A 24,493-nucleotide genomic window follows, 5' to 3' on the forward strand; every position below is an offset into this window, starting at 1 on the left:
TTTAACGCCTTGTTTAACTTATAGTTAAAGACACTCGCAATCATAAACTAAGGAGGGTTTTGGTTTGTAGTTAGGGCTATAAGGCAAAACCCTCTTTTGTGTATAGAAAGGATGATATTTGTGGGATTTAACAAAAAAACTATAGAAGATATAGAAATTAAGGGAAAAAGAGTGCTAGTAAGATGTGATTTTAATGTACCTTTAAAAGATGGAAAAATAACAGATGAAAATAGATTGATAGGAGCATTACCAACTATTAAATATTTAATAGAACATGGTGGGAAAGTAATATTGTGTTCTCATATGGGTAAGCCAAAAGGGGAAGTTAAACCTGAATTATCTTTAGCACCAGTGGCTAAAAGACTATCAGAATTATTAAATAAAGAAGTAGTATTTGCTGCTGATAACAATGTAATTGGAGAAAATGCAAAAAAAGCAGTAGAAAATGCTAAGGACGGAGACGTAATTTTATTAGAAAATACTAGATTTAGAAAAGAAGAAACTAAAAATGAAGAAAGTTTCTCAAAAGAACTAGCGTCCATTGCAGACGTGTTTGTAAATGATGCTTTTGGAACAGCACATAGAGCACATTGTTCTACAGTAGGTGTAACACAATTTGTATCTGTATCAGTATGTGGATACTTAATTCAAAAAGAATTAAAGTTTTTAGGAGAAGCAGTAGAGAATCCACAAAGACCATTTGTGGCGATTCTTGGAGGAGCTAAAGTATCAGATAAAATAAACGTTATAAATAATCTCTTAGATAAAGTAGATACATTAATAATTGGAGGAGGAATGAGCTATACATTTCTTAAAGCTCAAGGATATGATATAGGGACTTCTTTACTTGAAGAGGATAAGATAGATTATGCTAAAGAAATGATAGAAAAATCAAAATCTAAAGGAGTAAAATTGCTTTTACCTTTAGATAATGTTATAGCTGATAAGTTTGCTGGAGATACAGACGCAATAGTTACAGATGATCAAAATATAAAAGAAGGATATATGGGACTTGATATTGGACCGAAAACTGCAAAGCTTTATGCGGATGAAGTTAAAATTGCAAATACTGTAATATGGAATGGTCCAATGGGAGTATTTGAATTTGAAAAGTTTGCAAAGGGAACTATAGAAGTTGCAAAGGTTATGGCAGAATCAAATGCTACAACAGTTATAGGTGGAGGAGATAGTGCAGCAGCAGTTAACCAACTAGGATTTGGAGACAAGATGACTCACATATCAACAGGTGGAGGTGCTTCATTGGAATTCTTAGAAGGAATAGAACTTCCAGGAATAGCGGCACTTAATGACAGATAATAGGGTATAAGATAATAGAGTGCAGATAATGAAAATTTTGCATAGCAAGATTAAAATATCTGTACTCTGTAATCTGCAATCTAATAAAAAGAGGGGTGTTAAAATTGCGTAAACCTATAATAGCAGGAAATTGGAAAATGCATAATACTGTAGAGGAAGCAGTCAAATTAGTTGAAGAGCTAAAAGCTTTAGTAAAAGATACAAATTGTGAAGTAGTAGTGTGCCCAACTTTTGTATGCCTTTCAGATGTGAAAAAGGTGTTAGAAGATTCAAATATAAAAATAGGAGCACAAAATATGCACTTTGAAGAGAAAGGAGCTTTTACAGGAGAAGTTTCTCCAGGTATGCTTCAAGCTTTAAATATAGAATATGTAATAATAGGACATAGTGAAAGAAGACAATACTTTAATGAAACTGATGAAACAGTAAATAAGAAATTAAAGGCAGCATTTTCACATAATTTAATTCCTATCCTTTGTGTAGGAGAAAGTTTACAGGAAAGAGAAACTGAAATAACAGAAGAAGTAATAGGAAGACAGATTAAATTAGATTTAGCAGGTTTAAGTGATAAAGATGTGGAAAAATTAGTAATTGCTTATGAACCTATATGGGCTATAGGAACAGGCAAAACAGCTACATCAGAACAGGCAAATGACACAATAAAATTTATAAGAAATACAGTTAAAAAGTTGTATGGAGAAGCTATAGGTGAAAAGATAAGAATACAATATGGTGGTTCTGTAAAACCTGCTACAATAAACGAACAGATGGCTATGTCAGATATAGATGGAGCCCTGGTTGGAGGCGCAAGTCTTAAGGCAGAAGATTTTGCTGCTATAGTAAACTTCAAATAGGGGGTAAAAAATGAGTAGAAAACCAGTAATGTTAATGATTCTTGATGGATTTGGAATAACAGATAAGTTAGATGGAAATGCTATAATGGCAGCTAACAAACCAAACTACGATAAATTTTTTAATAATTACCCTCATACCCATCTTAAAGCTAGTGGAATGAGTGTTGGACTTCCAGAAGGTCAAATGGGTAATTCAGAAGTAGGTCATTTAAATATAGGTTCAGGTAGAATAATTTACCAGGAGTTAACTAGAATTACAAAAGAAATTGATGAAGGTGAGTTTTTCAAGAATAAAGCAATAAATGATGCTATGGAAAAATCGCTACATAGTAATAATTCACTTCATCTGTTAGGGCTACTTTCTGATGGAGGAGTTCATTCTCATATTTGTCATTTAAAAGCGCTATTAAAGCTTGCTAAAGAAAAGGGATTAGAGAAAGTATATTTACACGGTTTTTTAGACGGAAGAGATGTTCCACCATCATCAGCAAAAATATTTATATGTGAAATAGAACAGTATATGAAAGAATTGGGAATAGGAGAGATAGCCACTGTTTCTGGAAGATACTATGCTATGGACAGAGACAAGAGATGGGAGAGAACAAATCTTGCATATAACGCCATGGTATTAGGAGAAGGAGAATTTGCTAATTCAGCTATTGAGGCAGTAGATAAGTCTTATAACGATAATAAGACAGATGAATTTGTATTACCTACAGTTATATTAAAAGATGAACATCCTATAGGTAAAATAAAGAGTGGAGATTCAGTTGTATTTTTTAATTTTAGACCAGATAGAGCAAGACAAATAACTAGAGCTTTAAATGATAAGGTATTTGATGGATTTAAGAGAGAAACTTTAAATCTTAATTTTGTGACTATGACTCAATATGATAAAACTATAGAAAATGTAAATATAGCTTATAAACCTGAAACTTATAATAATACATTAGGTGAATATATAAGTAAATTAGGATTAAAACAGTTAAGAATAGCAGAGACTGAAAAATATGCTCATGTAACTTTTTTCTTTAATGGAGGGGTAGAAAAACCAAATGAAGGAGAAGATAGAGCGCTTATACCATCACCAAAGGTTGCAACTTATGATTTAAAACCAGAAATGAGTGCCTATGAAGTTACAGATGAGCTTCTAAAAAGATTAGATTCAGATGTTTATGATTTAATAATATTAAATTTTGCAAATCCTGATATGGTAGGACATACTGGAGTATTGGAAGCTGCTAAAAAAGCTATAGAAGCAGTTGATTCATGTATGGGAAAAATAGTAGGTAAGGTTCTAGAAAAAGACGGAACAGTATTTATTACTGCAGATCATGGTAATTCTGAGCAAATGATAGATTATTCTACAGGAAAACCTATGACTGCTCATACTACTAATGAAGTACCTTATATATATGTAAGCAATTATTCTAAAGGTGAGAAATTGGAAGACGGAGGAATACTTGCAGATATTGCTCCAACAATTTTAGATGAAATGAATCTTAATAAACCAGAGGAAATGACAGGCAAAAGCCTTATTATGAGATAACAGATATCAGAGGAAAAATAATAGTTGGTGAAAGAATTTTTTTATGAAAAATTCTAATAATATCTGTACTCTGTACTGTAAATTAAAAGGAGGAAATTTAATTATGAAAAATTATGTTGAAATTGTTGACGTTATAGGAAGACAGATTCTTGATTCAAGATGTTTCCCAACAGTAGAAGTTGAGGTTATTTTAGAAGATGGAACAGTAGGAAGAGCAGCAGTACCATCTGGTGCATCTACTGGAATATTTGAAGCTGTTGAATTAAGGGATGGGGATAAAGACAAATATAATGGAAAAGGTGTACTTAAAGCTGTTGATAATGTAAATAATGTAATAGCTCAAGAGCTTATTGGAATGAATGTATTTGATCAAGTTTTAATAGATAAAACTATGATTGAACTTGATGGAACAGAGAACAAAGGAAAATTAGGGGCAAACGCAATGCTTGGAGTATCCCTTGCTTGTGCAAAGGCTGCTGCAGAAAATTTGGGATTAAGCATTTATCAGTATATTGGAGGGGTAAATGCAAAAGTTTTACCAGTTCCAATGATGAATATAATTAATGGTGGAAAACATGCAGACAATAATGTAGATCTTCAAGAATTTATGATTATGCCAGCAGGAGCATCAAGCTTTAGTGAAGCATTAAGAATGAGTTCAGAAGTTTATCATGCATTGAAATCTTTATTGAAATCAAAAGGATACGATACAGGTGTTGGTGACGAAGGTGGATTTGCTCCAAATTTAAATTCAAATGAGGAAGCTATTCAGGTTATAGTAGAAGCTATAGAAAAAGCAGGATACACTCCAGGAAAAGAAATATTTATAGCTTTAGATCCAGCTTCATCAGAAATATTTGAAGATGGTAAATATAACTTAAAAGGTGAAGGAAAAGTATTAACTCCAGCAGAAATGGTAGAATACTATGCTAAACTTGTAGAAAAATATCCAATAATATCTATAGAAGATGGTATGGCAGAAGAAGACTGGGAAGGATGGAAGCTTATTACTGAAAGACTTGCAGGTAAGATTCAGTTAGTTGGAGACGACTTATTTGTAACAAACACTAAGAGATTGACTATGGGTATTGAAAGAAAAGTAGCTAATTCAATATTAATTAAGTTAAACCAGATAGGAACTTTAACTGAAACATTAAATGCTATAGAAATGGCTGAAAGAGCAGGATATACTGCAGTAGTATCTCATAGATCAGGAGAAACTGAAGACACTACAATAGCTGATCTTGTTGTTGCAGTAAATGCAGGACAGATTAAGACAGGAGCTCCAGCAAGAAGTGAAAGAGTTGCAAAATACAATCAACTTTTAAGAATAGAAGAAGAATTAGGTGAAGTAGCAGAGTATAGGGGATTAAAAGCTTTTTATAACATAAAAAAATAGTTATATAACTAAAAAATGTAATAATTGATGTTTAAAAAAAGGAGAAATGTTAATAATTAAGATATTACATTACTCCTTTTTTATAATTTTCAACCTAAAAATATATATAAAGATCTTCTTATATTATTAATTTATACTACATTGTTGAATATAAGAACTTGTGTTAAAATATATTTATTAAAATCATTGGGGGAAATTATATTAATAAAAATGGAGGTAATAAGTATGAGGAATGTTTTGATAGTTTTACAAGTATTAGTATCTATTATTTTGATAGTAGCTGTACTTGCACAACCAGCAAAAACTCAAGGTTTTAGTTTGTTAACTGGAGCTAGTGATACTTTCTATTCAAAAAACAAGACTAGAACTTTTGAATCAACAATGTCAAGACTTACTGCTGTATCAGCTATAGTTTTTGCAGGAATAACTTTAGCTTTAAATTTAATTAAATAATTAACATTGTTTATTATAATTTTATATAAATATAAAATTATAAAATTTAAAAAATAGGGGGATATGGTAATATGAATGGTTATCTTGTTTTTGCTATCTTAGCAGGAGTGGTGGCAATAGCCTTTGCCTTTTTTCTAAGTGGTTCCATTTCCAAAGAAAATGCTGGAAATGAAAAGATGACAGAAATAGCTGGACACATTCATGATGGAGCTATGGCATTTTTAAAAACAGAATATAGGTACTTAACTGCATTCATAGTGATAGTGAGTGCAGTTTTAGCTATATTTTTAAACTGGCAAACAGGTCTATGCTTTATATTTGGAGCAGTATTTTCTATTTTTGCTGGATATTTTGGAATGAATGTGGCAACTAAAGCTAATGTAAGAACAGCAGAAGCTGCTAGACAAAGTCAGAGCAAAGCTTTGAAAATTGCTTTTTCTGGTGGAGCAGTAATGGGAATGTCTGTTGTAGGACTTGGTATATTGGGACTTGGAATTATGTATTATGTTTTTGGAGGAAATATAAGTTTTGTGACTGGATTTGGATTAGGAGCAAGTTCTATTGCATTATTTGCTCGTGTAGGAGGAGGAATTTACACTAAAGCTGCAGATGTTGGAGCAGACTTAGTTGGTAAAGTAGAAGCAGGAATTCCAGAAGATGATCCAAGAAATCCTGCTGTAATTGCAGATAATGTAGGAGATAATGTAGGGGATGTAGCCGGTATGGGAGCTGACCTTTTTGAATCCTATGTAGGATCAATAGTATCAGCATTAACACTAGGGTCAATATTATTTAATAATAATGAAGGCATAATATTTCCTTTACTACTGGCTTCTATAGGGATAATAGCTTCTGTCATAGGTATATTATTTGCCAGAGGCAGTAAGGCGTCTAACCCACAAAAAGCTCTAAACTCAGGAACATATATAGGTGGAATTATAGTAATAATTTCTGCGGCTATATTAAGTAATAATGTTTTTGGAAATTTGAAAGCATTTTGGGCTATAGCAGCAGGATTAGTAGTAGGTATGGCTATAGGAAAGATCACAGAAGTTTATACTTCTGATGAATATAACTCTGTTAAGAAAATTGCAGCTCAGTCAGAAACAGGACCAGCGACAACTATAATATCAGGTTTAGCTGTAGGAATGTATTCTACTTTATGGCCTGTAGTTTTAATGTGTATAGGAGTTATAGTTGCTTATTTTGTTATGGGTGGAAAGACAAATAATATTATGGGACTTTATGGTATATCCTTAGCAGCAGTAGGAATGCTTTCTACTACAGGATTAACTGTAGCAGTAGATGCTTATGGACCAATAGCAGATAATGCTGGAGGTATAGCTGAAATGTCAGGATTGCCTCACGAGGTAAGAGAAATTACAGATAAACTTGATTCAGTAGGAAATACTACAGCAGCTATAGGTAAAGGATTTGCTATAGGATCAGCGGCTCTTACGGCTTTGGCTCTATTTGCTTCTTATGCTCAATCGGTAGGATTAAATACTATCGATCTATTAAATCCTATTACATTAATAGGGTTATTTATTGGAGCTATGCTTCCATTCTTATTTGGTGCTTTAACTATGGAATCAGTTGGTAAAGCAGCTAATGAAATGATTGAAGAAGTTAGAAGACAATTTAAGACTATACCAGGAATAATGGAAGGAAAAGGTAAACCTGATTATAAAAAATGTGTAGATATCTCAACAGCAGCAGCTATAAGAGAAATGATATTGCCAGGAATATTAGCTATTGTAGTACCTATTGCTGTTGGAATATTGTTAGGTAAAGAAGCTTTAGGCGGACTAATAGGAGGATCAGTAGTTACAGGTGTATTAGTTGCTATTTTAATGGCTAATGCTGGTGGAGCATGGGATAATGCAAAGAAGTATATAGAAGGTGGAGTTCATGGTGGAAAGGGAAGCACAGCTCATAAAGCAGCAGTAGTAGGAGATACTGTTGGTGATCCTTTCAAAGATACATCAGGACCATCTATGAATATTCTTATTAAACTTATGACTATAGTATCTTTAGTATTTGCTCCCGTTATAGTTAAATATGGTGGAGTATTAATGGACTTATTAAAATAAATTATAATTTTACATTGAATAAGGACTCATCATTTAAGATGAGTCCTTTCGTAAATTTGAATAATTTTATAGTATTTGACTAAAGCTAATAAAAAGTGCATTCTAGTTATATATGAGATTTTAAGGTTAATTTTACAAAATAAATATTTGGAGGTGTAATATGAATATACAAGATACTCTTATAAGCTTCATGAGAGAACAAGCTTACAAGCCTATGGATGCTAGAGAATTATCTAGGATATTTGATATAAAAAAAAGTGAGTTTGACGAATTTCAAAAAATCTTAGATTGTATGGAGAAAGATGGACTTATAGTAAAAACTCGTACTGAACACTATGGTGTTCCAGAAAGAATGGGATTAGTAGTTGGAAAATTACAGGGACATCAAAAAGGATTTGGATTTTTAATACCTGACGAAGAAAGACCGGATATTTTTATTCCTTCATCTAATATGAATGGAGCTATGCATAATGATAGAGTAATCGGTAAGATACTAAGAGAAGAAAATAACGGAAAAAAGTGTGAAGGGGAAATAATAAGAATAATAGAAAGAGGAAATAAGACTGTAATTGGCGTATTTGAAAATAGTAAGAATTTTGGTTTTGTGGTACCTGATGAAAAAAGAATTTACCAAGATGTTTTTATTCCAAAGGGAGAAACTAAAGGCGCAAAAACAGGTGAAATAGTTATTGCAGAGATAACAAAATGGCCTGATACTAGAAGGAATCCTGAGGGAAAAGTAGTAGAGATTTTGGGAAAAAAGGGCGATAAGGGAATAGATATTTTAACAATAATAAAAAAATATAGATTACCGGAAGAATTTCCAACAAAAGTTGAAAATTATGCAAATAATATACCTGAGGAAATTCCAGAATCAGAGTATGAAAGAAGAAAAGATCTAAGAAATTTAAAAATTGTAACTATAGATGGAGAAGACGCTAAAGATTTAGATGATGCAATATCTATTGAAAAATTACCAAATGGAAATTATTACTTAGGGGTTCATATTGCAGATGTAACCCATTATGTAAAGGAGAAGAACCCCTTAGATAAGGAAGCTTTGAAGAGAGGAACTTCTGTATATCTAATAGACAGAGTAATTCCAATGTTACCTAAGGAATTATCTAATGGATTATGTAGTTTAAATCCTAAGATAGATAGATTAACATTGAGCTGTTTTATGGAAATAGATAGAACAGGTAAAGTAGTAGATCACGAAATAGTAGAAAGTATAATAAAAACTAGTGAAAGAATGACTTATACAGATGTAACAAAAATTTTAAGAGATAAAGATGAAGAACTTATGAAAAGATATGACTATCTTTTAGAAGACTTTAAACTTATGGAAGAATTGTGTGGCATATTATATAAAAAGAGAATAGCTAGAGGAGCTATAGACTTTGATTTTGAAGAGTGTAAGATAATATTAGATGAGTTAGGAAAGCCTATTGATATTAAGCCATATGAAAGAGCTATATCTAATAGAATGATTGAAGAATTTATGTTGGTTTGTAATGAAACTATAGCAGAGCATATGTTCTGGGTAAATGTACCTTTTGTATATAGAATTCATGAAGAGCCGGACTTAGAAAAACTTACTCATTTTAATGAATTTGTTTATAATTTAGGATATGCTGTAAGGTTTGGACAGGAAGTTCATCCAAAAGCTTTACAAGATATAATAGAGAAAGTTAGAGAAAAAAAGGAAGAGACAGTTGTAAATACCTTGCTTTTACGTTCATTAAAACAGGCTAGATATTCACCGGAATGTGTTGGACATTTTGGGTTAGCAGCTAGATATTATTGCCATTTTACATCACCTATAAGAAGATATCCTGATCTTATAATTCATAGAATAATTAAAGAATTTATAAATGGAAAAATCACAGAAAATAGGATTCAAAAACTTAATGTAGAAGTGGAATATGCGTCAACGCAATCTTCAGAAATGGAAAGATTAGCAGAAGACGCTGAAAGAGAAGTAGATGATTTAAAGAAAGCTGAATATATGAGTGAAAGAATAGGAGAAGTTTATGATGGAATTATATCCTCAGTAACAGCTTTTGGATTATTTGTAGAATTACCTAATACCATAGAAGGATTAGTGCATATAAGTACATTATCAGATGATTACTATGTATATGATGAAAGACACTTATCACTTGTAGGAGAAAGAACTAAGAAGATACACAAGTTAGGTGATGAGGTAACCATAAAGGTTGACAAAGTTGATTTAGATACTCATGAAATTTATTTTAAACTTTTAAATAGTGAAAAGGAAGATTCTTTAGAAGAAGTAAATGGTGATTTAGTAGAAAGGGAAAGTATTAATATAGAAAATAAAGAAGCCATTTCACCTGTTTCAGATTATCTTACAGAAGACGAATAGATAATTAATATGAAAGATTTTTCTCTACTAATTTTAAGAAAAGCTTTAGAGCTAAGGTTTTTTATAAAAGTGGAGAAAAATCTTTGCTACTTAGTGTACATTAATTTAAAATTAATGGCAATTATATAAAAAATGTGATATAATAATATACTACTGATAAGTATTAACTAATTAGTTTGAAGTAGGTGTTTGGTATGGGTAAAGATTTAAGGAATAAAACTTTAGCAGAAAATAGGAAAGCAAGGCATGATTATTTTATAGAAGAAAGTTTTGAAGCGGGAATAGAATTAGTAGGAACAGAAGTAAAATCAATAAGAGCTGGTAAAGCTAACCTAAAGGATAGCTATGCAGATATAAAAAATGGAGAAGTATTTGTGTGCAATATGCATATAAGTCCTTATGAGCAAGGAAATATATTTAACAAAGATCCTTTAAGGGAAAGAAAACTTCTTCTTCATAAACAAGAAATATTAAAGCTTACAGCATATACTGCTCAAAAGGGGTATACCCTAATTCCATTATCTTTATATCTTAAGAATGGAAGGGTAAAGGTATGTTTATCTGTAGCTAGAGGTAAAAAGGACTATGATAAGAGAAACTCTATGCTAGAAAAGGCAGCAAAGCGCGACATAGATAGGGAAATGAAGGAAAGAAGTAGATATTAAACATTAGATTATAAATGTAGCCTAATAATTACTATTGATAAATATTTAAAATTGATATATTATATTAACTGTGGAGAGACAATAACAATTTAATATAAATATGTATAAAGAAATGAATATTATCGTTTTAAAGGTTTGAATTTAACCTTGTAAATCCTTAACATGGGGGCGTACATGGTTTCGACGGGGGTAAGTTGTCCCTGGGAAGCGAGTCGAGGGGTCCTGGGCCCGCGTTAAAAAACTGGGAAAAAAAATAAACGCAAACGATAATTTTGCATTAGCTGCCTAGTTAGCAGCTCGTCAGCCTAAGAGTCCCACGACTTAGGGTCTGGCGTCGACAGTGGGGTCCCGAGCCGAGGAAAGCTTTGACCTAGGAACGGAAAACATGAAGCTACTGAAACCAGAAGCCTGTCCTTGGGCGCTTGGTAGAGGGAATGTTAAAATAAGGACTGCACTCGGAGATGCTCAGGGGTTACTACTTTCGGACAGGGGTTCGATTCCCCTCGCCTCCACCATACATATTAATGACCGCCTGTAAGTGGTTTAAATAGCCACTTACGGGCGGTTATGTTTTTTTGTTGGGTGAGGATAGCTCAACAAGATAAGTTTTATAGCTTGCATTGATAATAAACATTACTTTTCAGAGATAATAAAGTATAATGATAAAGTAGAATTAAGTAAATGTACTATATACGGCAGGGTTAACATTATTAAAGAATTTATAGGATAAATATAGAGATCAGATTCAAATATAAATTTTTTTAAATAATTTCTAAGGAGCGTTTTTATATATGGGAAGAGCATATACAGATATAGAGAGAGAAGAATTAAGGATAAAAATTAAAGAGTGTGCAAAGAAAATGTTTGAAGAGGAAGGATTTAAACATTTTCGTATTCAAAAGATAACAAAGGAAGTAGGGATTTCTCTTGGGGGATTATATTCTTTTTTTGAAAATAAAGAAGCACTTTATAAAGAGATTATTAGAGATGAGAAAAATAGAATTCGTTTAAAAATAAGTACGTGGATTGAACATGATAATGTATCACCTAAAGAATATTTTATAAGTCTTGCTAATATACTTTCTGAAAAAATGAAAAAAAATAAACTTTATGAAAATCAAGAAGATGGGCCATATAATCTTATGAGTGAATTAGTTTTTGATATAGGAGAAAATAATAAAAAAGAAAATTTAGAATTCATCCAAAGATTAAGAGAAATATGGGAAAAACAAGGAAATACATTAAGAATATCTAATGAAGAAATACTCGGGATATTATCTATACTTGGTGCAGTAAACATGAAACAAGATACAATGAATATAGACGTATTTGAGAAATTATATAAAGATATCTATATGCATTTAGCTGAAAAAATAGTATAAGTGCTATTTTTTTATCATATCTATGAAAAATATTTGTTTTTTTCATAGGCCGGTGTTATAGTTATACTATCAGCATAGGTAAATTGGAATAAGAGGTATTAATATGAATAATAGAAAAAAGATAGGTGAAATTATGGTTTGCAAGTATACAGACCCATCATGGACACCTTTATTTTGTTTAGCAAAAGCAGTAGTGTCTGATACAGGTGGTCCTTTATCACATAGTGCTATTATAGCAAGGGAATATGATATTCCAGCAGTACTTGGATGTGAAAATGCAACAAAAGTGCTGAATGATGGACAAAGTATTATTGTAGATGGAGATAATGGAATAATACAAGTGCTTAGCTAATATTATAAATGAATATAAAAATAGTGAATTTTAAAGGTTGCGTTTCGCTTCCACCATATAAGATACAAAAAAAGATTATTTCTTGATAGAATTCCATATGTCTTATTCGTAATAGTAAGTGTAAGGGTTCTTCGGAAAGGAGAAAATTTTAATATGGATGAAGAAATTTACTCATTAATAAAAAATAGAAATGAAAAAGGTATGGAGTTACTTATTAATGAATATGCATCATTAATAAAAGCTATAGTAAAGAAACATTTATATAATCTTCCACAGCATCATGAAGAATGTATTAATGATGTATATCTTGGAATATGGAATAATATAGCTAGCTTTAACAAAGAAAAAAATATTTTGAAAAATTGGATAGCTGCAATAGCAAAGTATAGGGCTATTGATTATAAGAGAAAGTATTTAAAAACTCTTGAGCATATAGATATATCTGAGGTAAATATAGAAAGTGACTTTACCATAGAAAAAGAAGTTCTAAAGAATGAATTAGATTATGAAACAGAGGAGATTCTCAAAAACCTTAGTCTATTAGATAAGCAACTTTTTATTAAGCTTTTTGTAAGAGAAGAATCCATAAAGGAAGTTAGTGAGGAGTTTAATATTAAGCCATCTGTAATATATAACAGAGTTTCTAGAGGAAAGAGCAAGCTAAGAACCCTATTTCCTAATATAAGGAGGAATAATCTATGAAGAATGAGTATAGTTTATTAAATAATGTAGAGGTGGATTTTTCACAGTATACAATAGAAGAAGTTAATGAATTTGAAAAGAAGAGAATGATGAAAAAATTTATAGATTCTAAAAGTAAAAAAGCGTTTTGGAATAAAAAGAAGATTTTAGCGGCTGTAGTAGCCTTACTTTTGACTGTAAATTTAGGGATTCATGGAGATAAAGTTTTAGCAGCAGTAGCAAACTTTAAATATAGTATTAATACATGGTTAGGTATTAATACTACTGGAGAAAAGTATTCAACTGAAATAGGGAAAACTTTGGAGGGAAAAGATACTAAGATTACTTTAAATGAGTTTTTTACTGATAATTCAAGAATCATTATTAACTTTAATATTACCAAGAAAAAAAATGAGCTTGTTGATATTAAGAATAAGTTAGTACCTGATATTTATATTAATGGGAAAAAGATTAAGAGAAGTTCTGATTATGTTGGATATAGTATTGCAGGATATAGAGATATTGTTGGATATGATAATGTAGGAAATGATGAAATTGAGACAGATAGTAATGTAATTCTTGAGGTTGAAATGAAGGATTTGCCATTAAGTGATAAGGAGGATGTAAAGTTAGTATTTTCTGCTTTAGCCGAAGAATATGGTGCTAGTTATTCGGATTTTACTTATGACTTTGTTTATGACTCCACTAGTTATAAAAATGATACTAAAGTGATTAAGGTAGATAAAAATATTATAATTGGCGATAATGAGCTTTCTTTAGATAATGTTACTATTAAGCCAGATAGAGTACTTATCTCAGGTTCTTCAAAAGGCTTTAGTGCATGGGAAAATAATAAGGATGTAAACTATTATTATGATATTGTTGATGAAAATGGTGATACAGTGCCTTTAAAAGAAGAAATAGGAAAGGGAGCATATTTTTATAGACATAATGGAACTGAGTTACCAGTAAAGGAGCCCCATATAAATACTCTGAAAATTGTTCCATATACTTATAATAAGATAAATACAAATACTACATCTGTTTATGAAGATGGTAGAATAAAATATATTATTGAAGACAAGATTATTACAGTTAATTTAAAATAAAGTATACAACAATACTTTATAATCGTTATATAATCAATTAACAGATGAAGTAAGTAATTTTAGTTAATGGTGGAGTAGTAGTGGATTTCACATACTGTGCTCCGCCTCCACCAATTTTACCACTTTCCACTGATGAAGAGGTGGTCATACATATTTCAAAATAAAAATCTATCCTGAAGGGGTAGATTTTTATTTTGTTTACAAATAGTTCTGTTTATTTTTTATAATATCTTTTTAAAGTATACCATCTACGAGATTATCAACTTAATTGTTAATATCTATTAGAATGTTCTGAGCTATCATTGATCACTGTTTAGAATTAGAGAATTATTTTAAACAGACTTTGGGTGAAGAATGGAAAAATTTTTGGAAGTCATGTTGACAAATGTAAAAATGTATTGTACAGTAATTATAGACCGACCGTCGGTCTATAAAAAACTAGTAAATAAAGCATTTTTGATTTTATATAGAGAAAGAGGTAAGGCAGTATGAAGGTTAGTAAGGAATATAATGAAAGAAGAAAGGAGATAGTTGATGCGGCAAGAAGATTATTTTCAACCAAAGGTTATAACAAATGTACGATAAATGACATTCTTGATGCCGTAGGAATAGCAAAGGGAACATTTTATTATTATTTTAGTTCCAAGGAAGAAGTGCTTGATGCAATCATTAACAGGGTTGCTGAAATAGTTGTTGCAAGGGCTGAGGAGGTTGTATCTAATTCAGAACTTTCACCTGTAATGAAGATGGTTAATACACTTCTTTCCATGAGGGTTGAAAGCGAAGTAGATAATGACCTTATGGAAGAACTTCACAAACCGGAAAATGCACTAATGCATCAAAAATCCTTAAGTTTAATGGTAACAAGAGTTACTCCGATACTTGTCAAAGTTGTAGATGAGGGAATTAGTCAGGGAATATTTAAATCAGATTTTCCTACACAGTATATGCAGATTTTCTTAACATCATCAATCACACTTTTAGACGATGGAATCTTCCAGGTTAAGCCGGAAGAACAGCAAATGACTTTAAGAGCATTGGTGGCACTACTTGAGAAAATGCTTGGAGTTGCAGATGAGACTTTCTGGAATGTGACAAAGCAGTATTGGGGATAGCATTTTGGGGTAAGAACACATTGATTGAAAAGTAATGAGAAGTAGTTAAGAAAGTATGAGTATTAAAAAGTTCATGACAATATGGGCAGGAGTATTAATGGTAGTAGTTGTATTGGTTCTTGGCAGTAGAAAGAGTATAAGAGAAATTGAGGTGGTTAATTGTGAACATGAACTTAAAAATATTGAAAAATGATTTTAAAAGAAACCCTGCAGGAAATGTGTCATTGCTTTTGTTTATGACACTTGCAGCAGGTCTTGTAGTGGTAGCAACCATAGTTGTGACGCAGCTTATAACTTCTATTACAGGAATGTATAAAACAGCAAAGCCGCCACATTTTCTTCAGATGCATAAGGGAGAGATAAATCAAGAGTCAATTGATAAATTTAATTCATCCTATGATGGCGTTAAATTCTGGCAGACCCTTCCAACCATAGATGTTTACGGAGATGATCTTAAAGTTTATGGGAATGATGTATTTAATTTATCAGACTGCAGGCTGGATATAAGTCTTGTTAAGCAGAATAAGGAATATGATCTTTTGCTTGATGAAAGCAGAAATGTAATAAATGTTAATAAAGGTGAAATCGCTATTCCTGTAATTCTTCTAGATTCCTACGATATAAACTTTGGAGATACAGTTGTGTTAACAAGTAAGGGTGTAACCAAGAAATTCAAAGTAACAGCTTTTGTGCATGATGCACAGATGAATTCCACACTTTGTTCTTCGACAAGAATGCTTATAAGTGATGAGGATTTTAAAGAACTTTTTGGTAAAGTGGGAGAAAATGAATATCTTATTGAAGTATATTTTACAGATTCATCCATGGCTTCAGATTTCAAGACAGCTTATGAAAAAGCAGGTCTTCCACAGGATGGCCAGGCAGTTACTTACACAGTTATATTTCTTTTAAGTGCTTTTAGGGATATTGCTATGGTAATGATTTTAATTCTTGTAAGTATGCTACTTGTTATGGTTGCCCTGATGTGTATTAAGTACACTATGATAGCTGTCTTAGAAGAAGAAATCGGTGAAATTGGTACTATGAAAGCCATAGGAATATCATATGAGGATATAAGAAATTTGTATCTTGTAAAGTATAAAATAATAGTGGCAGCAGGAATAGTCATAGGTTATGCGATTGCTATCATTATATCAAACGTGTTTACTGGACATGTAAGCAACACATTCGGCAAACAGCCAGTTTCAATTTTTATCATTGGTCTTCCTGTTGCGGTATGCGTGATTGTGTATTTCATAACTAACCATTACTGTAAGAGGATTCTTAAGAAGCTTAAGAAAGTAACCGTTGTAGATGCATTAGTAACTGAAAAAGGCTTTGGTAAAAAGGAACGTGTTAAGGACGGACTTTATAAGTCAAAGACGATATCAGTTAATTTGCTTGTAAGTATAAGAGAGGTATTTCATAATTTTCGTGGATTTGTAATAGTTTTTTTAGTAATGTTTATTGTTTCAGGAATGATGATTGTTTCTATGAATCTTTTAAATACTATAGAATCCAAAGAATTCATTTCTTATATGGGAAGTTCCATGAATGACATATTAATTGAGATTGATTCAGGAAAAAATCTTGAGAATAAGTATGAAACTATTAAGAAACTTCTTAAGGAGGATGCTAAAATTAAAGAATATAAGGAGTTTAGAAGAGTACGTGTTAAGACAATTAATTCTGAAGATAAATGGATGAATCTTAACGTTGACTGTGGAAATTATGCAGGAAAAGAACTTAAGTATCTTGTAGGCACAGCACCTTCCATGGAAAATGAAATTGCATTTTCAAAACTTAACTCAGATGAGATGGGCAAAGACATAGGTGACAAGATAATATTGGCATTTAACGGCATACAGAAGAAATTCGTTATTTCTGGAATTTATCAGGATGTGACAAGTGGAGGATACACGGCAAAGGCTATATACAGCTTTGCAGGAGTAGACGCGGAAAAATACCAATTTACAATTAATCTTACTGATGGAGTAGATGCGGGAGAAAAAGCTTCACAGTGGAGTGACAAGATAGGGGGAGGTTATGACATAGAACCAATGGAAGAATTCATAAATCAGACATTGGGCGGTGTTTCAAGCCAGATAAAAATTTCCATAATTGCAGTGGTAGTGATAGGAATACTGCTGGCAGCATTGATAGTAGTTTTATTTATGAAGCTAAGGCTTGCCAAGGATGTTGCACAAATTGCAGCAATGAAGGCTATAGGTTTTACAAATTCTGATGTAAGGAAACAGTATCTTTATAAGACTTTAATGGTTTCAATTGCAGGAATATTTACAGGAGCATTTATTTCAAACATACTTGGTGAAAGCATTGTAAGTGTGGCTTTAAGTATAACGAAACTTGGCATATCAAGAATAACATTTATCAAAAATCCATGGATAGTATTTGTAATATTACCGCTGGTACTTCTTGCAGTGGTAGCAGGAATGACATGGATTAGTACTAGGCAGATACGGGAATATAACATCATTTCACTGATTAATGAATAGGAGATGTAATTATGAAGATTATTTTACAGGCAAAAGGATTATGGAAGGAATTTGACGGAACAAAGATTTTAAAGGGAATTGATGTTATGGTTAACAGAGGAGAATTCGTGGCAATCATGGGACAGTCAGGTTCAGGAAAATCAACGCTTTTATATAATATAAGTGGCATGGATAGGGCAACCAATGGTGAAATAAATTTTGATGGAGAAGACATTTCAAACATTGATGATGAGAAGATGAGTAACATACGGCTTAGAAAGATGGGATTTATATTTCAGCAGTCACATTTACTTAAGACATTATCAATACGTGACAATATTGTACTTCCAGGATTTAAGGCAGAAAGTGAAAGACGGCAAAATGTAAATGCATATGCACAAGAACTTATGAGAAGAACAGGAATTGATCAGATTGCGGATCATGACATTAAGAAGGTTTCCGGAGGACAGCTTCAGCGTGCAGCAATATGCCGTGCATTAATAAACCATCCAGATATCATATTTGGTGATGAACCTACAGGAGCTCTCAATTCAAGTGCAACAAAGGAAATTATGAATATTATTAATGAGATTAATGCTGAAGGAACCACTGTAATGCTGGTTACACATGATGCAAAAGTTGCAGCCAGGGCAGATCGTGTGATTTTTTTATCTGATGGAAATATTACTGATGAAATTGTTTTAGGAAAATATGAAGAAAAAAGCTTTTCTGAAAGAGAGAAAAAAATGACTCAATGGCTTGGGAAACAAGGATTTTAAGTGCGTTAAATATGTTGGCTAGTATCTCGCCAAAGTTAAGTGTTGCACAATTTATGGGATATTTAAAGGGAAAAAATTTATTATATTAAAATATAGCCTTTACTAAATATTAATTTTTAATCTAATTTTAATTTTTCTTATATTTTAGATTAATCTTCTAAAAGTATTATATAAGCATGATGAATGATTAACAAATACATGGAGGTAAATTAAATGGAAAGAAATGAAATGATTGAAAGTATAATGGCAAAGGCTAATATAACTCGTGAAGAAGCAATAGAAGTATTAGAAAAATGTAACTGGGATATTGTAGATTCTATTATATATTTAGAGAAAAGTGGAAAAGTAAAAAGCAATGGAACTACTACAATAACTGAAGTTAAAGAAGAAGAGCAAGATAAAAAGGAAAATAGTAAAAAGTGTGAAGAAAAGTATGGTGGAATCGGAGAAATTATTGGTAGAATATTTAAATTTATAGGTAAGTTTATAAGAAAGGGAAATGACAATTTTTTTCAAATTAGAAAACAAAATGAAAAGCCAATAAGAGTATCATTAACAATATCAATACTTTTATTAGTATTCTTATCTGTACCAACCATAGTATTACTGGTAATTGGATTATTCTGTGGATATAAATATTCATTAGCTGGTCCTCATATCAACTATGATGAGGTGAATAATGTGTTTGAAAAAGCATCAGAATCAGCGGATACTATTAAAAAAGATTTTAAAGAAAGTTATGAAAAATAATATATAGTATAATAAAGAGATTTTGAAAACATTCAGGATCTCTTTATTTTTGAAGTTATATAAAGTTATGATTAAATAGAATAATCTAATAGTTGAGTATATAATTATAATAAATGATTCCGTTTATGACATAGATATGGAGGTCTATTTATGGAGAATCTTAAGTTAGTAGATAAATTGAGGGAAAAAACAAATATAAGTTATGAAGAAGCTAAAATAGCTTTAGAAAATAGTAATTGGGATATATTAGATGCTTTATTATATTTAGAAGAGAATGAAAGGGTGAAAAAACCTTCTGTTAGTATCTTTTATACTAATGAAGCAAAGCATAGTGAGGATAGAGAAGAAAATGAAAATAATGAAGAGAATAAATACGAAACTAACAATAGCTTTCAAGGAATCTTTGAGGCTATATGTAAGTTTATAGATACATGTAATAATATTTTTGTACAAATAAAAAAGAAGGACAGAATACTTTTAAAGATTCCACTTACAGTATTGGTTATAATTTCGTTTTTTGCTTTATGGGCAATTATACCTTTAATGGTTACTGGATTATTTTTTGATATAGAATTTTATGTATCTGCAAAGAACATTGATACAGATAAGCCTAACAAGATATTAAGTAAGATTTCAGGGAATGTAAAAGTCATAAAACAAAAATTTAAAAAGGGGCATAAGAATGATTAAGATTTTAATAGTTGAAGATGAAGAGAAATTATCAAGATTTATTGAGCTTGAGTTAACACATGAAGGTTATGAAATAGTAAAAGCAAATAATGGTAGAACAGGTCTTGAAATTGCAGAAAAAGGTGAAGTGGATTTAGTACTTCTTGATATAATGCTTCCAGAAATTAATGGTCTTGAAGTATTAAGAAGGCTTAGAAGAACTTCTGATATTCCAATTATAATGCTTACTGCAAGAGATGCTGTTATGGATAAAGTATCAGGTCTTGATGCAGGAGCAGATGATTATATAACTAAGCCATTTGCAATAGAAGAGTTACTTGCAAGAATAAGAACAGCACTTAAAAAGAGAATAGTTACAGTGAAAAAAGATGAAGATATAATAAGATGTGGATTATTATCATTAGATAAAATGAGACATAAAGTAATGTATGATAGTGCAGAGATAGAACTGACAAATAGGGAGTTTAATTTGTTACAAATACTAATGGAAAACAAGAATATAGTATTAACTAGAAGTACACTTATGGAAAAGGTATGTGGTTATGATTATATTGGGGAAACAAATATTATAGATGTTTATATAAGGTTTTTAAGAACAAAAATAGATGATGTTTTTAAGGTTAAAATAATAACTACAGTTCGTGGTGTGGGGTACGTAATTAAAGATGAGTAGAAAAAATAAAACAAGAAATGTTATATCTATTGCAATAAAATTAAATTCTATTTTTGTAAGAAATTTATTTCTAAAGTTTTTTGTCATTGATATATGTATAATTGTTGGATTTATTGGGATTTGGTGTATTGAAAGTGAAATAAATTTTTATGGTGAAATTGTGCAAAATGCTAAAAGATCCTTTCAATTTTATCCTATAGAAACAGCAAATTATAAAGTCATTTGGGATAATGGAGAAGTTATGATAAAGGAGGCTAGCACTTTTTTAAATCTTTTTATAAGAGTAATTGCTAGTATTGGAATTATAGAAGCAATAATGCTATTAACACAAATGATATTTGGTACTGCAAAGAATCGAAGGGTTTTAAAACCACTTAATGAAATAGCAAAAACTGCAAGTAGGCTTAGTGATATAGCTTTTAATGAACAAAAATTTCAAAGTCTTGAAGATGCTATATCCAAGATTAGTCCTGTTACATCTGATGAAAGAATTCATATTGGAGACAGCGATCTTCAGGGGCTGGAAGAAGCAATTAATAACTTATTAGATAGAATGAGAGATTCCTATAGGCAACAAGCAAGATTTGTTTCGGATGCATCACATGAGCTTAGAACTCCTATCTCTGTAATTCAAGGTTATGTTAATATGTTAGATCGTTGGGGAAAACATGATGAGGAAGTATTAGAAGAATCTATTGTAGCCATAAAAAGTGAATCAGAAAATATGAAAAACTTAATAGAGCAGTTATTATTTTTAGCCAGAGGTATTAATGGTAAAACTCAACTTAAGATTATAGAGTTTTCGCTTAATGATATGATGAAAGAGGTTTTAGAAGAATCTAAGATGATAGATAAAGAGCATATATATAGATATATGGATTCAGAAAATATAAATGTTTATGGTGATATATCATTACTTAAACAAACAGCTAGAATATTAATAGAAAATGCAGCAAAGTATACAGATAAAGGTGAAGATATAATACTAAGAACAGGGAAAAATGATAAAAATGAGCCTTATTTTTCTATTCAAGATAATGGAATAGGAATAGATGAAAAAGATATATTACACATATTTGAACGTTTTTTTAGAGCTGATATTTCAAGAGTTAGAAAAAATTGTGGTACAGGACTAGGACTTTCTATTGCTAAGTGGATTATTGACAGTCATAAAGGATATTTTAGCGTTTTAAGTAGGAAAGAAATAGGTACAAGAATAACTGTTTTTCTCCCTGAAAGACAGTAGGATAAGTGGATAAGAATATACTGCATTAAACCACATCAAAGTTACCTTTGCTGTGGTTTTAATTATAAATGATAAGATAATAATGTAAAAAAGTGATTATTTAAACATGGAAGAATTTATTCACCCGTTTACAGAGGTGGTCATGACTTGTTTTAGAATTTATCTATTTTAAATTTATCTAAAAGTTTTCCTTCAGAACTGATGGCAGAAACTTTAATGCAATCTGAATCCATATCGACTATAACGCAATGATATTCAGCTATAGGTCCTAGTATTACTCCTTTCTTATCCTTAAACTTATCTCTGAGTTTTTCTCCCCCTCCACCTGTAATAACTTGATATATATTTTTAGTATCTCCTATTTTTCGTCTTGAATAATTATGCTCATGGCCTGAGAAGACTATATCTATATTACAGTTCTGAACAATCCTCCAGAAAGCATCTCTGTCCTTGGGATATGAGTCTAGGCAATGACGAAAATGAGCCCCTGTAGGAAAAGCAGGAGAGTGAACAAAAACAATTTTATTTTTTATATTTGCAGAAGCTACTGCTTCAAACCATAAAAGCTGCTTATTTATGATTCTGTGTTTTTCGTGAAAATGGAAAGCATTAAGTACAATAAATCTTGTATTTTCATAGTTTGTATAAAATACAGTTTTGTTATAGCCATCAAGATAGGTATCAGGAAGCATGTCATTATAAATTTTGCTGAAGATTTTTTCATATCTATCATCTATAGGCTCGTTGTTGACTTCATGGTTGCCTATTACAGGAATCAAAGGTTTTTTATAATGATATTTTTCTATTAAGTTTCTTAGACTTTGAAGTTGACTAATTAGTACTTTTTCTATGTTACTACCTGCAACGTTATCTCCACATAATACAATAAAATCAGGTTTAGGCGTTAATTTGCAAGTTATCTTCAAAAGTTTTATTAGTATCTTTTTGTTTATACCATTTTCTTTTCCTTTAGAGTCACTTAAAATTATAAACCTCATTTTCATATCACCACCAAGAAAATTATATATGGTTAATACCACTGCCTAAGACTAATGCTCCAGAATTTTTAAGAAATCTTTGTATTTCAGTTGAGTCAAGATATGGTTCTCCAATAAGAGAATGTTTATGCTCGCTAGATTTATCTGTATGGAAGTCTGAGCCTCCTGTGTAAAAAGAAAATTTTTTTAAGGCTACGTTAATAAAAAGGTTTGTATAATAATCAGTGTTGCGACAGTACTTTGCTTCTATACCATCAAAAGGCATATTTAAAAGACTTAGAAGGTTTTTTTTCGATATACGAACAGGATGAGCAAGTACTACAGCTGCTCCAAAGGCTTTCAAGATATCAATTCCTTCAGAACTAGATAGATATTTGCTATAGGTTTTATGTTTTCGGAATCCCATTAACATCTTTCTAAGCTTATAAGCTTTATGATTTTTTACCAGTTTTAAAATTTGTTTAAAATCGGTACTATTAAAGTTTTCATTTGTAAAGTACCCTAAAATATGAATGCTTTCACCGCTAAATCTTGTGGATAATTCAACAGCAGGAATTACTGAAACACCATATTCTTTGCCTGCTTCAGAAGCTTTGGTGAGGCCATCTACTGAATTATGATCAGCAATAGCAATTGTGTCTATACCTCGACTTTTTGCGAGTTTTATTATTTGCCGCGGGCTAAGGCTGCCATCAGATGCATTTGAATGAATATGGAGATCACCCCTCATAAGCATATTACCATCTCCTTTACCTCTTATAAAGTTAAAGTAAATCAAGGTTTTAGTATACTTTTTTATATTTTTTCTTGGAGTAATTTATCCATTGAGTATACAGGTCTGGTCTATTACTTTTTAAAAAATTAAAAAAATCTTCTTTGTATCCAAGATCTTCTAGACCACTAATAAGCAAATTTGGAATTACTGATTTTTTTTTCATTGCCTTGGCAGTATCTATAAGCTTAAGTTCACCTGAAGGCGTTACAAATATATGAAATATTGCTGCATCATGCCTAGCATAACCAACCTTAACAATTGATTCATATAGATCTATAATTTTGCTTGAAAGCTCTGGTGTTAGTTTCTGCTTTAACAAATATTCATTTAATTCAATACCGTTAATATATTCCCTTATGATGTATTTTGAACCATATTGGTAAATTTTGGGGAAATGAATATCCGATTGAGCCATTAATAAAGTTTTTTGCTCGTTCTTGCAGGTTTTTTTGCTCTTAAAAATCTTTATGCACTTTTGGGAGTCTATTTTATATACCTTACCTTGGGTACCTTTGCCTATAAACTCCAAGTCTTTTATAATTATATCTTCACTTAACTTAATATTAATCACCTGTTTCAAAAATAATCACAATGTCAGTATATGCAAGAAAATTTATTTTGTAACATTAATTAGAGCAAACTACTTTTCATAAAAATTTTCTTTTGTTTGAAGCATTTTTTAGAATGAACTTTTATGGATAATAGTTAAATTTGTGCTTATAATAATTT

At 31.0% G+C, this 24,493-nt stretch carries 23 protein-coding genes and 1 other RNA gene; 21 read left to right on the forward strand and 3 right to left on the reverse strand.

Annotated features, from left to right (window positions below; all coding sequences use genetic code 11):
- Window positions 1-120: 120 nt before the first annotated feature.
- From J2Z24_RS16930 to J2Z24_RS17030, 21 genes are all read left to right on the forward strand, one after another.
- A complete protein-coding gene (locus J2Z24_RS16930) occupies window positions 121-1,317 on the forward strand; it encodes a phosphoglycerate kinase (protein WP_035150820.1) in 1,197 nt (398 codons plus the stop codon).
- A 104-nt stretch (window positions 1,318-1,421) separates the two neighbouring features.
- Window positions 1,422-2,171 carry a triose-phosphate isomerase gene (tpiA, locus tag J2Z24_RS16935; protein WP_035150818.1) on the forward strand — a complete coding sequence of 250 codons (750 nt, stop codon included), beginning with the start codon at window positions 1,422-1,424 and terminating at the stop codon, window positions 2,169-2,171.
- A 10-nt stretch (window positions 2,172-2,181) separates the two neighbouring features.
- On the forward strand, window positions 2,182-3,720 hold the full coding sequence (gene gpmI, locus J2Z24_RS16940; RefSeq protein ID WP_035150816.1) for a 2,3-bisphosphoglycerate-independent phosphoglycerate mutase: 1,539 nt from the start codon (window positions 2,182-2,184) through the stop codon (window positions 3,718-3,720).
- Between the two features lie 103 nt (window positions 3,721-3,823).
- Window positions 3,824-5,119 carry a phosphopyruvate hydratase gene (gene eno, locus J2Z24_RS16945; protein ID WP_035150815.1) on the forward strand — a complete coding sequence of 432 codons (1,296 nt, stop codon included), beginning with the start codon at window positions 3,824-3,826 and terminating at the stop codon, window positions 5,117-5,119.
- 225 nt (window positions 5,120-5,344) lie between these two features.
- On the forward strand, window positions 5,345-5,572 hold the full coding sequence (gene secG / locus J2Z24_RS16950) for a preprotein translocase subunit SecG (RefSeq protein ID WP_035150812.1): 228 nt from the start codon (window positions 5,345-5,347) through the stop codon (window positions 5,570-5,572).
- 71 nt (window positions 5,573-5,643) lie between these two features.
- On the forward strand, window positions 5,644-7,665 hold the full coding sequence (locus J2Z24_RS16955; protein WP_035150810.1) for a sodium-translocating pyrophosphatase: 2,022 nt from the start codon (window positions 5,644-5,646) through the stop codon (window positions 7,663-7,665).
- Window positions 7,666-7,825: 160 nt separating this feature from the next.
- Window positions 7,826-10,054, forward strand: a complete 2,229-nt coding sequence (gene rnr / locus J2Z24_RS16960) for a ribonuclease R (RefSeq protein ID WP_035150808.1) — start codon at window positions 7,826-7,828, stop codon at window positions 10,052-10,054.
- Window positions 10,055-10,248: 194 nt separating this feature from the next.
- On the forward strand, window positions 10,249-10,719 hold the full coding sequence (gene smpB, locus J2Z24_RS16965; protein WP_035150806.1) for an SsrA-binding protein SmpB: 471 nt from the start codon (window positions 10,249-10,251) through the stop codon (window positions 10,717-10,719).
- A gap of 164 nt (window positions 10,720-10,883) precedes the next feature.
- Window positions 10,884-11,234: a transfer-messenger RNA gene (gene ssrA, locus J2Z24_RS16970) on the forward strand.
- Between the two features lie 276 nt (window positions 11,235-11,510).
- Window positions 11,511-12,101 (forward strand): TetR/AcrR family transcriptional regulator, encoded by a 591-nt coding sequence (locus tag J2Z24_RS16975; RefSeq protein WP_035150805.1) that lies wholly within the window; start codon window positions 11,511-11,513, stop codon window positions 12,099-12,101.
- Between the two features lie 103 nt (window positions 12,102-12,204).
- Complete coding sequence (locus J2Z24_RS16980) at window positions 12,205-12,453, forward strand: PEP-utilizing enzyme (RefSeq protein WP_035150802.1); 249 nt, start codon at window positions 12,205-12,207, stop codon at window positions 12,451-12,453.
- Between the two features lie 153 nt (window positions 12,454-12,606).
- Entirely contained in the window at window positions 12,607-13,155 is a 549-nt protein-coding gene (locus tag J2Z24_RS16985) for a sigma-70 family RNA polymerase sigma factor (protein ID WP_035150800.1), read from the forward strand.
- Window positions 13,152-14,243, forward strand: coding sequence for a DUF4179 domain-containing protein (locus J2Z24_RS16990; RefSeq protein ID WP_035150798.1), 1,092 nt, complete (start codon window positions 13,152-13,154; stop codon window positions 14,241-14,243). The genes J2Z24_RS16985 and J2Z24_RS16990 overlap by 4 nt, the downstream gene beginning before the upstream one ends.
- Before the next feature lie 488 nt (window positions 14,244-14,731).
- Entirely contained in the window at window positions 14,732-15,358 is a 627-nt protein-coding gene (locus J2Z24_RS16995) for a TetR/AcrR family transcriptional regulator (RefSeq protein WP_035150795.1), read from the forward strand.
- Between the two features lie 55 nt (window positions 15,359-15,413).
- Window positions 15,414-15,551 carry a hypothetical protein gene (locus J2Z24_RS17000; RefSeq protein WP_156950266.1) on the forward strand — a complete coding sequence of 46 codons (138 nt, stop codon included), beginning with the start codon at window positions 15,414-15,416 and terminating at the stop codon, window positions 15,549-15,551.
- Complete coding sequence (locus J2Z24_RS17005) at window positions 15,526-17,874, forward strand: ABC transporter permease (RefSeq protein WP_035150793.1); 2,349 nt, start codon at window positions 15,526-15,528, stop codon at window positions 17,872-17,874. The genes J2Z24_RS17000 and J2Z24_RS17005 overlap by 26 nt, the downstream gene beginning before the upstream one ends.
- An 11-nt stretch (window positions 17,875-17,885) precedes the next feature.
- Entirely contained in the window at window positions 17,886-18,632 is a 747-nt protein-coding gene (locus J2Z24_RS17010) for an ABC transporter ATP-binding protein (protein ID WP_035150789.1), read from the forward strand.
- 213 nt (window positions 18,633-18,845) lie between these two features.
- Window positions 18,846-19,382 (forward strand): UBA domain-containing protein, encoded by a 537-nt coding sequence (locus J2Z24_RS17015; RefSeq protein ID WP_035150787.1) that lies wholly within the window; start codon window positions 18,846-18,848, stop codon window positions 19,380-19,382.
- Between the two features lie 150 nt (window positions 19,383-19,532).
- A complete protein-coding gene (locus J2Z24_RS17020; RefSeq protein WP_035150785.1) occupies window positions 19,533-20,072 on the forward strand; it encodes a DUF4342 domain-containing protein in 540 nt (179 codons plus the stop codon).
- A complete protein-coding gene (locus J2Z24_RS17025; protein ID WP_035150783.1) occupies window positions 20,065-20,745 on the forward strand; it encodes a response regulator transcription factor in 681 nt (226 codons plus the stop codon). The genes J2Z24_RS17020 and J2Z24_RS17025 overlap by 8 nt, the downstream gene beginning before the upstream one ends.
- On the forward strand, window positions 20,738-21,991 hold the full coding sequence (locus J2Z24_RS17030; RefSeq protein ID WP_035150781.1) for a sensor histidine kinase: 1,254 nt from the start codon (window positions 20,738-20,740) through the stop codon (window positions 21,989-21,991). Before J2Z24_RS17025 ends, J2Z24_RS17030 begins: the two co-directional genes overlap by 8 nt.
- Window positions 21,992-22,143: 152 nt before the next feature.
- Here the strand turns inward: J2Z24_RS17030 and J2Z24_RS17035 are convergent, their stop codons facing one another.
- The 3 genes from J2Z24_RS17035 to J2Z24_RS17045 are packed head-to-tail and all read right to left on the reverse strand — an operon-like array spanning window position 22,144 to window position 24,335.
- Window positions 22,144-22,989 carry a metallophosphoesterase family protein gene (locus J2Z24_RS17035; protein WP_111947615.1) on the reverse strand — a complete coding sequence of 282 codons (846 nt, stop codon included), beginning with the start codon at window positions 22,987-22,989 and terminating at the stop codon, window positions 22,144-22,146.
- 22 nt (window positions 22,990-23,011) lie between these two features.
- Window positions 23,012-23,725 (reverse strand): PHP domain-containing protein, encoded by a 714-nt coding sequence (locus J2Z24_RS17040; protein ID WP_035150780.1) that lies wholly within the window; start codon window positions 23,723-23,725, stop codon window positions 23,012-23,014.
- A 46-nt stretch (window positions 23,726-23,771) separates the two neighbouring features.
- Window positions 23,772-24,335, reverse strand: a complete 564-nt coding sequence (locus tag J2Z24_RS17045; RefSeq protein ID WP_307861372.1) for a hypothetical protein — start codon at window positions 24,333-24,335, stop codon at window positions 23,772-23,774.
- Between the last annotated feature and the right edge of the window lie 158 nt (window positions 24,336-24,493).

This window comes from Clostridium tetanomorphum (assembly GCF_017873215.1).
Taxonomy (GTDB): domain Bacteria; phylum Bacillota; class Clostridia; order Clostridiales; family Clostridiaceae; genus Clostridium_AO; species Clostridium_AO tetanomorphum.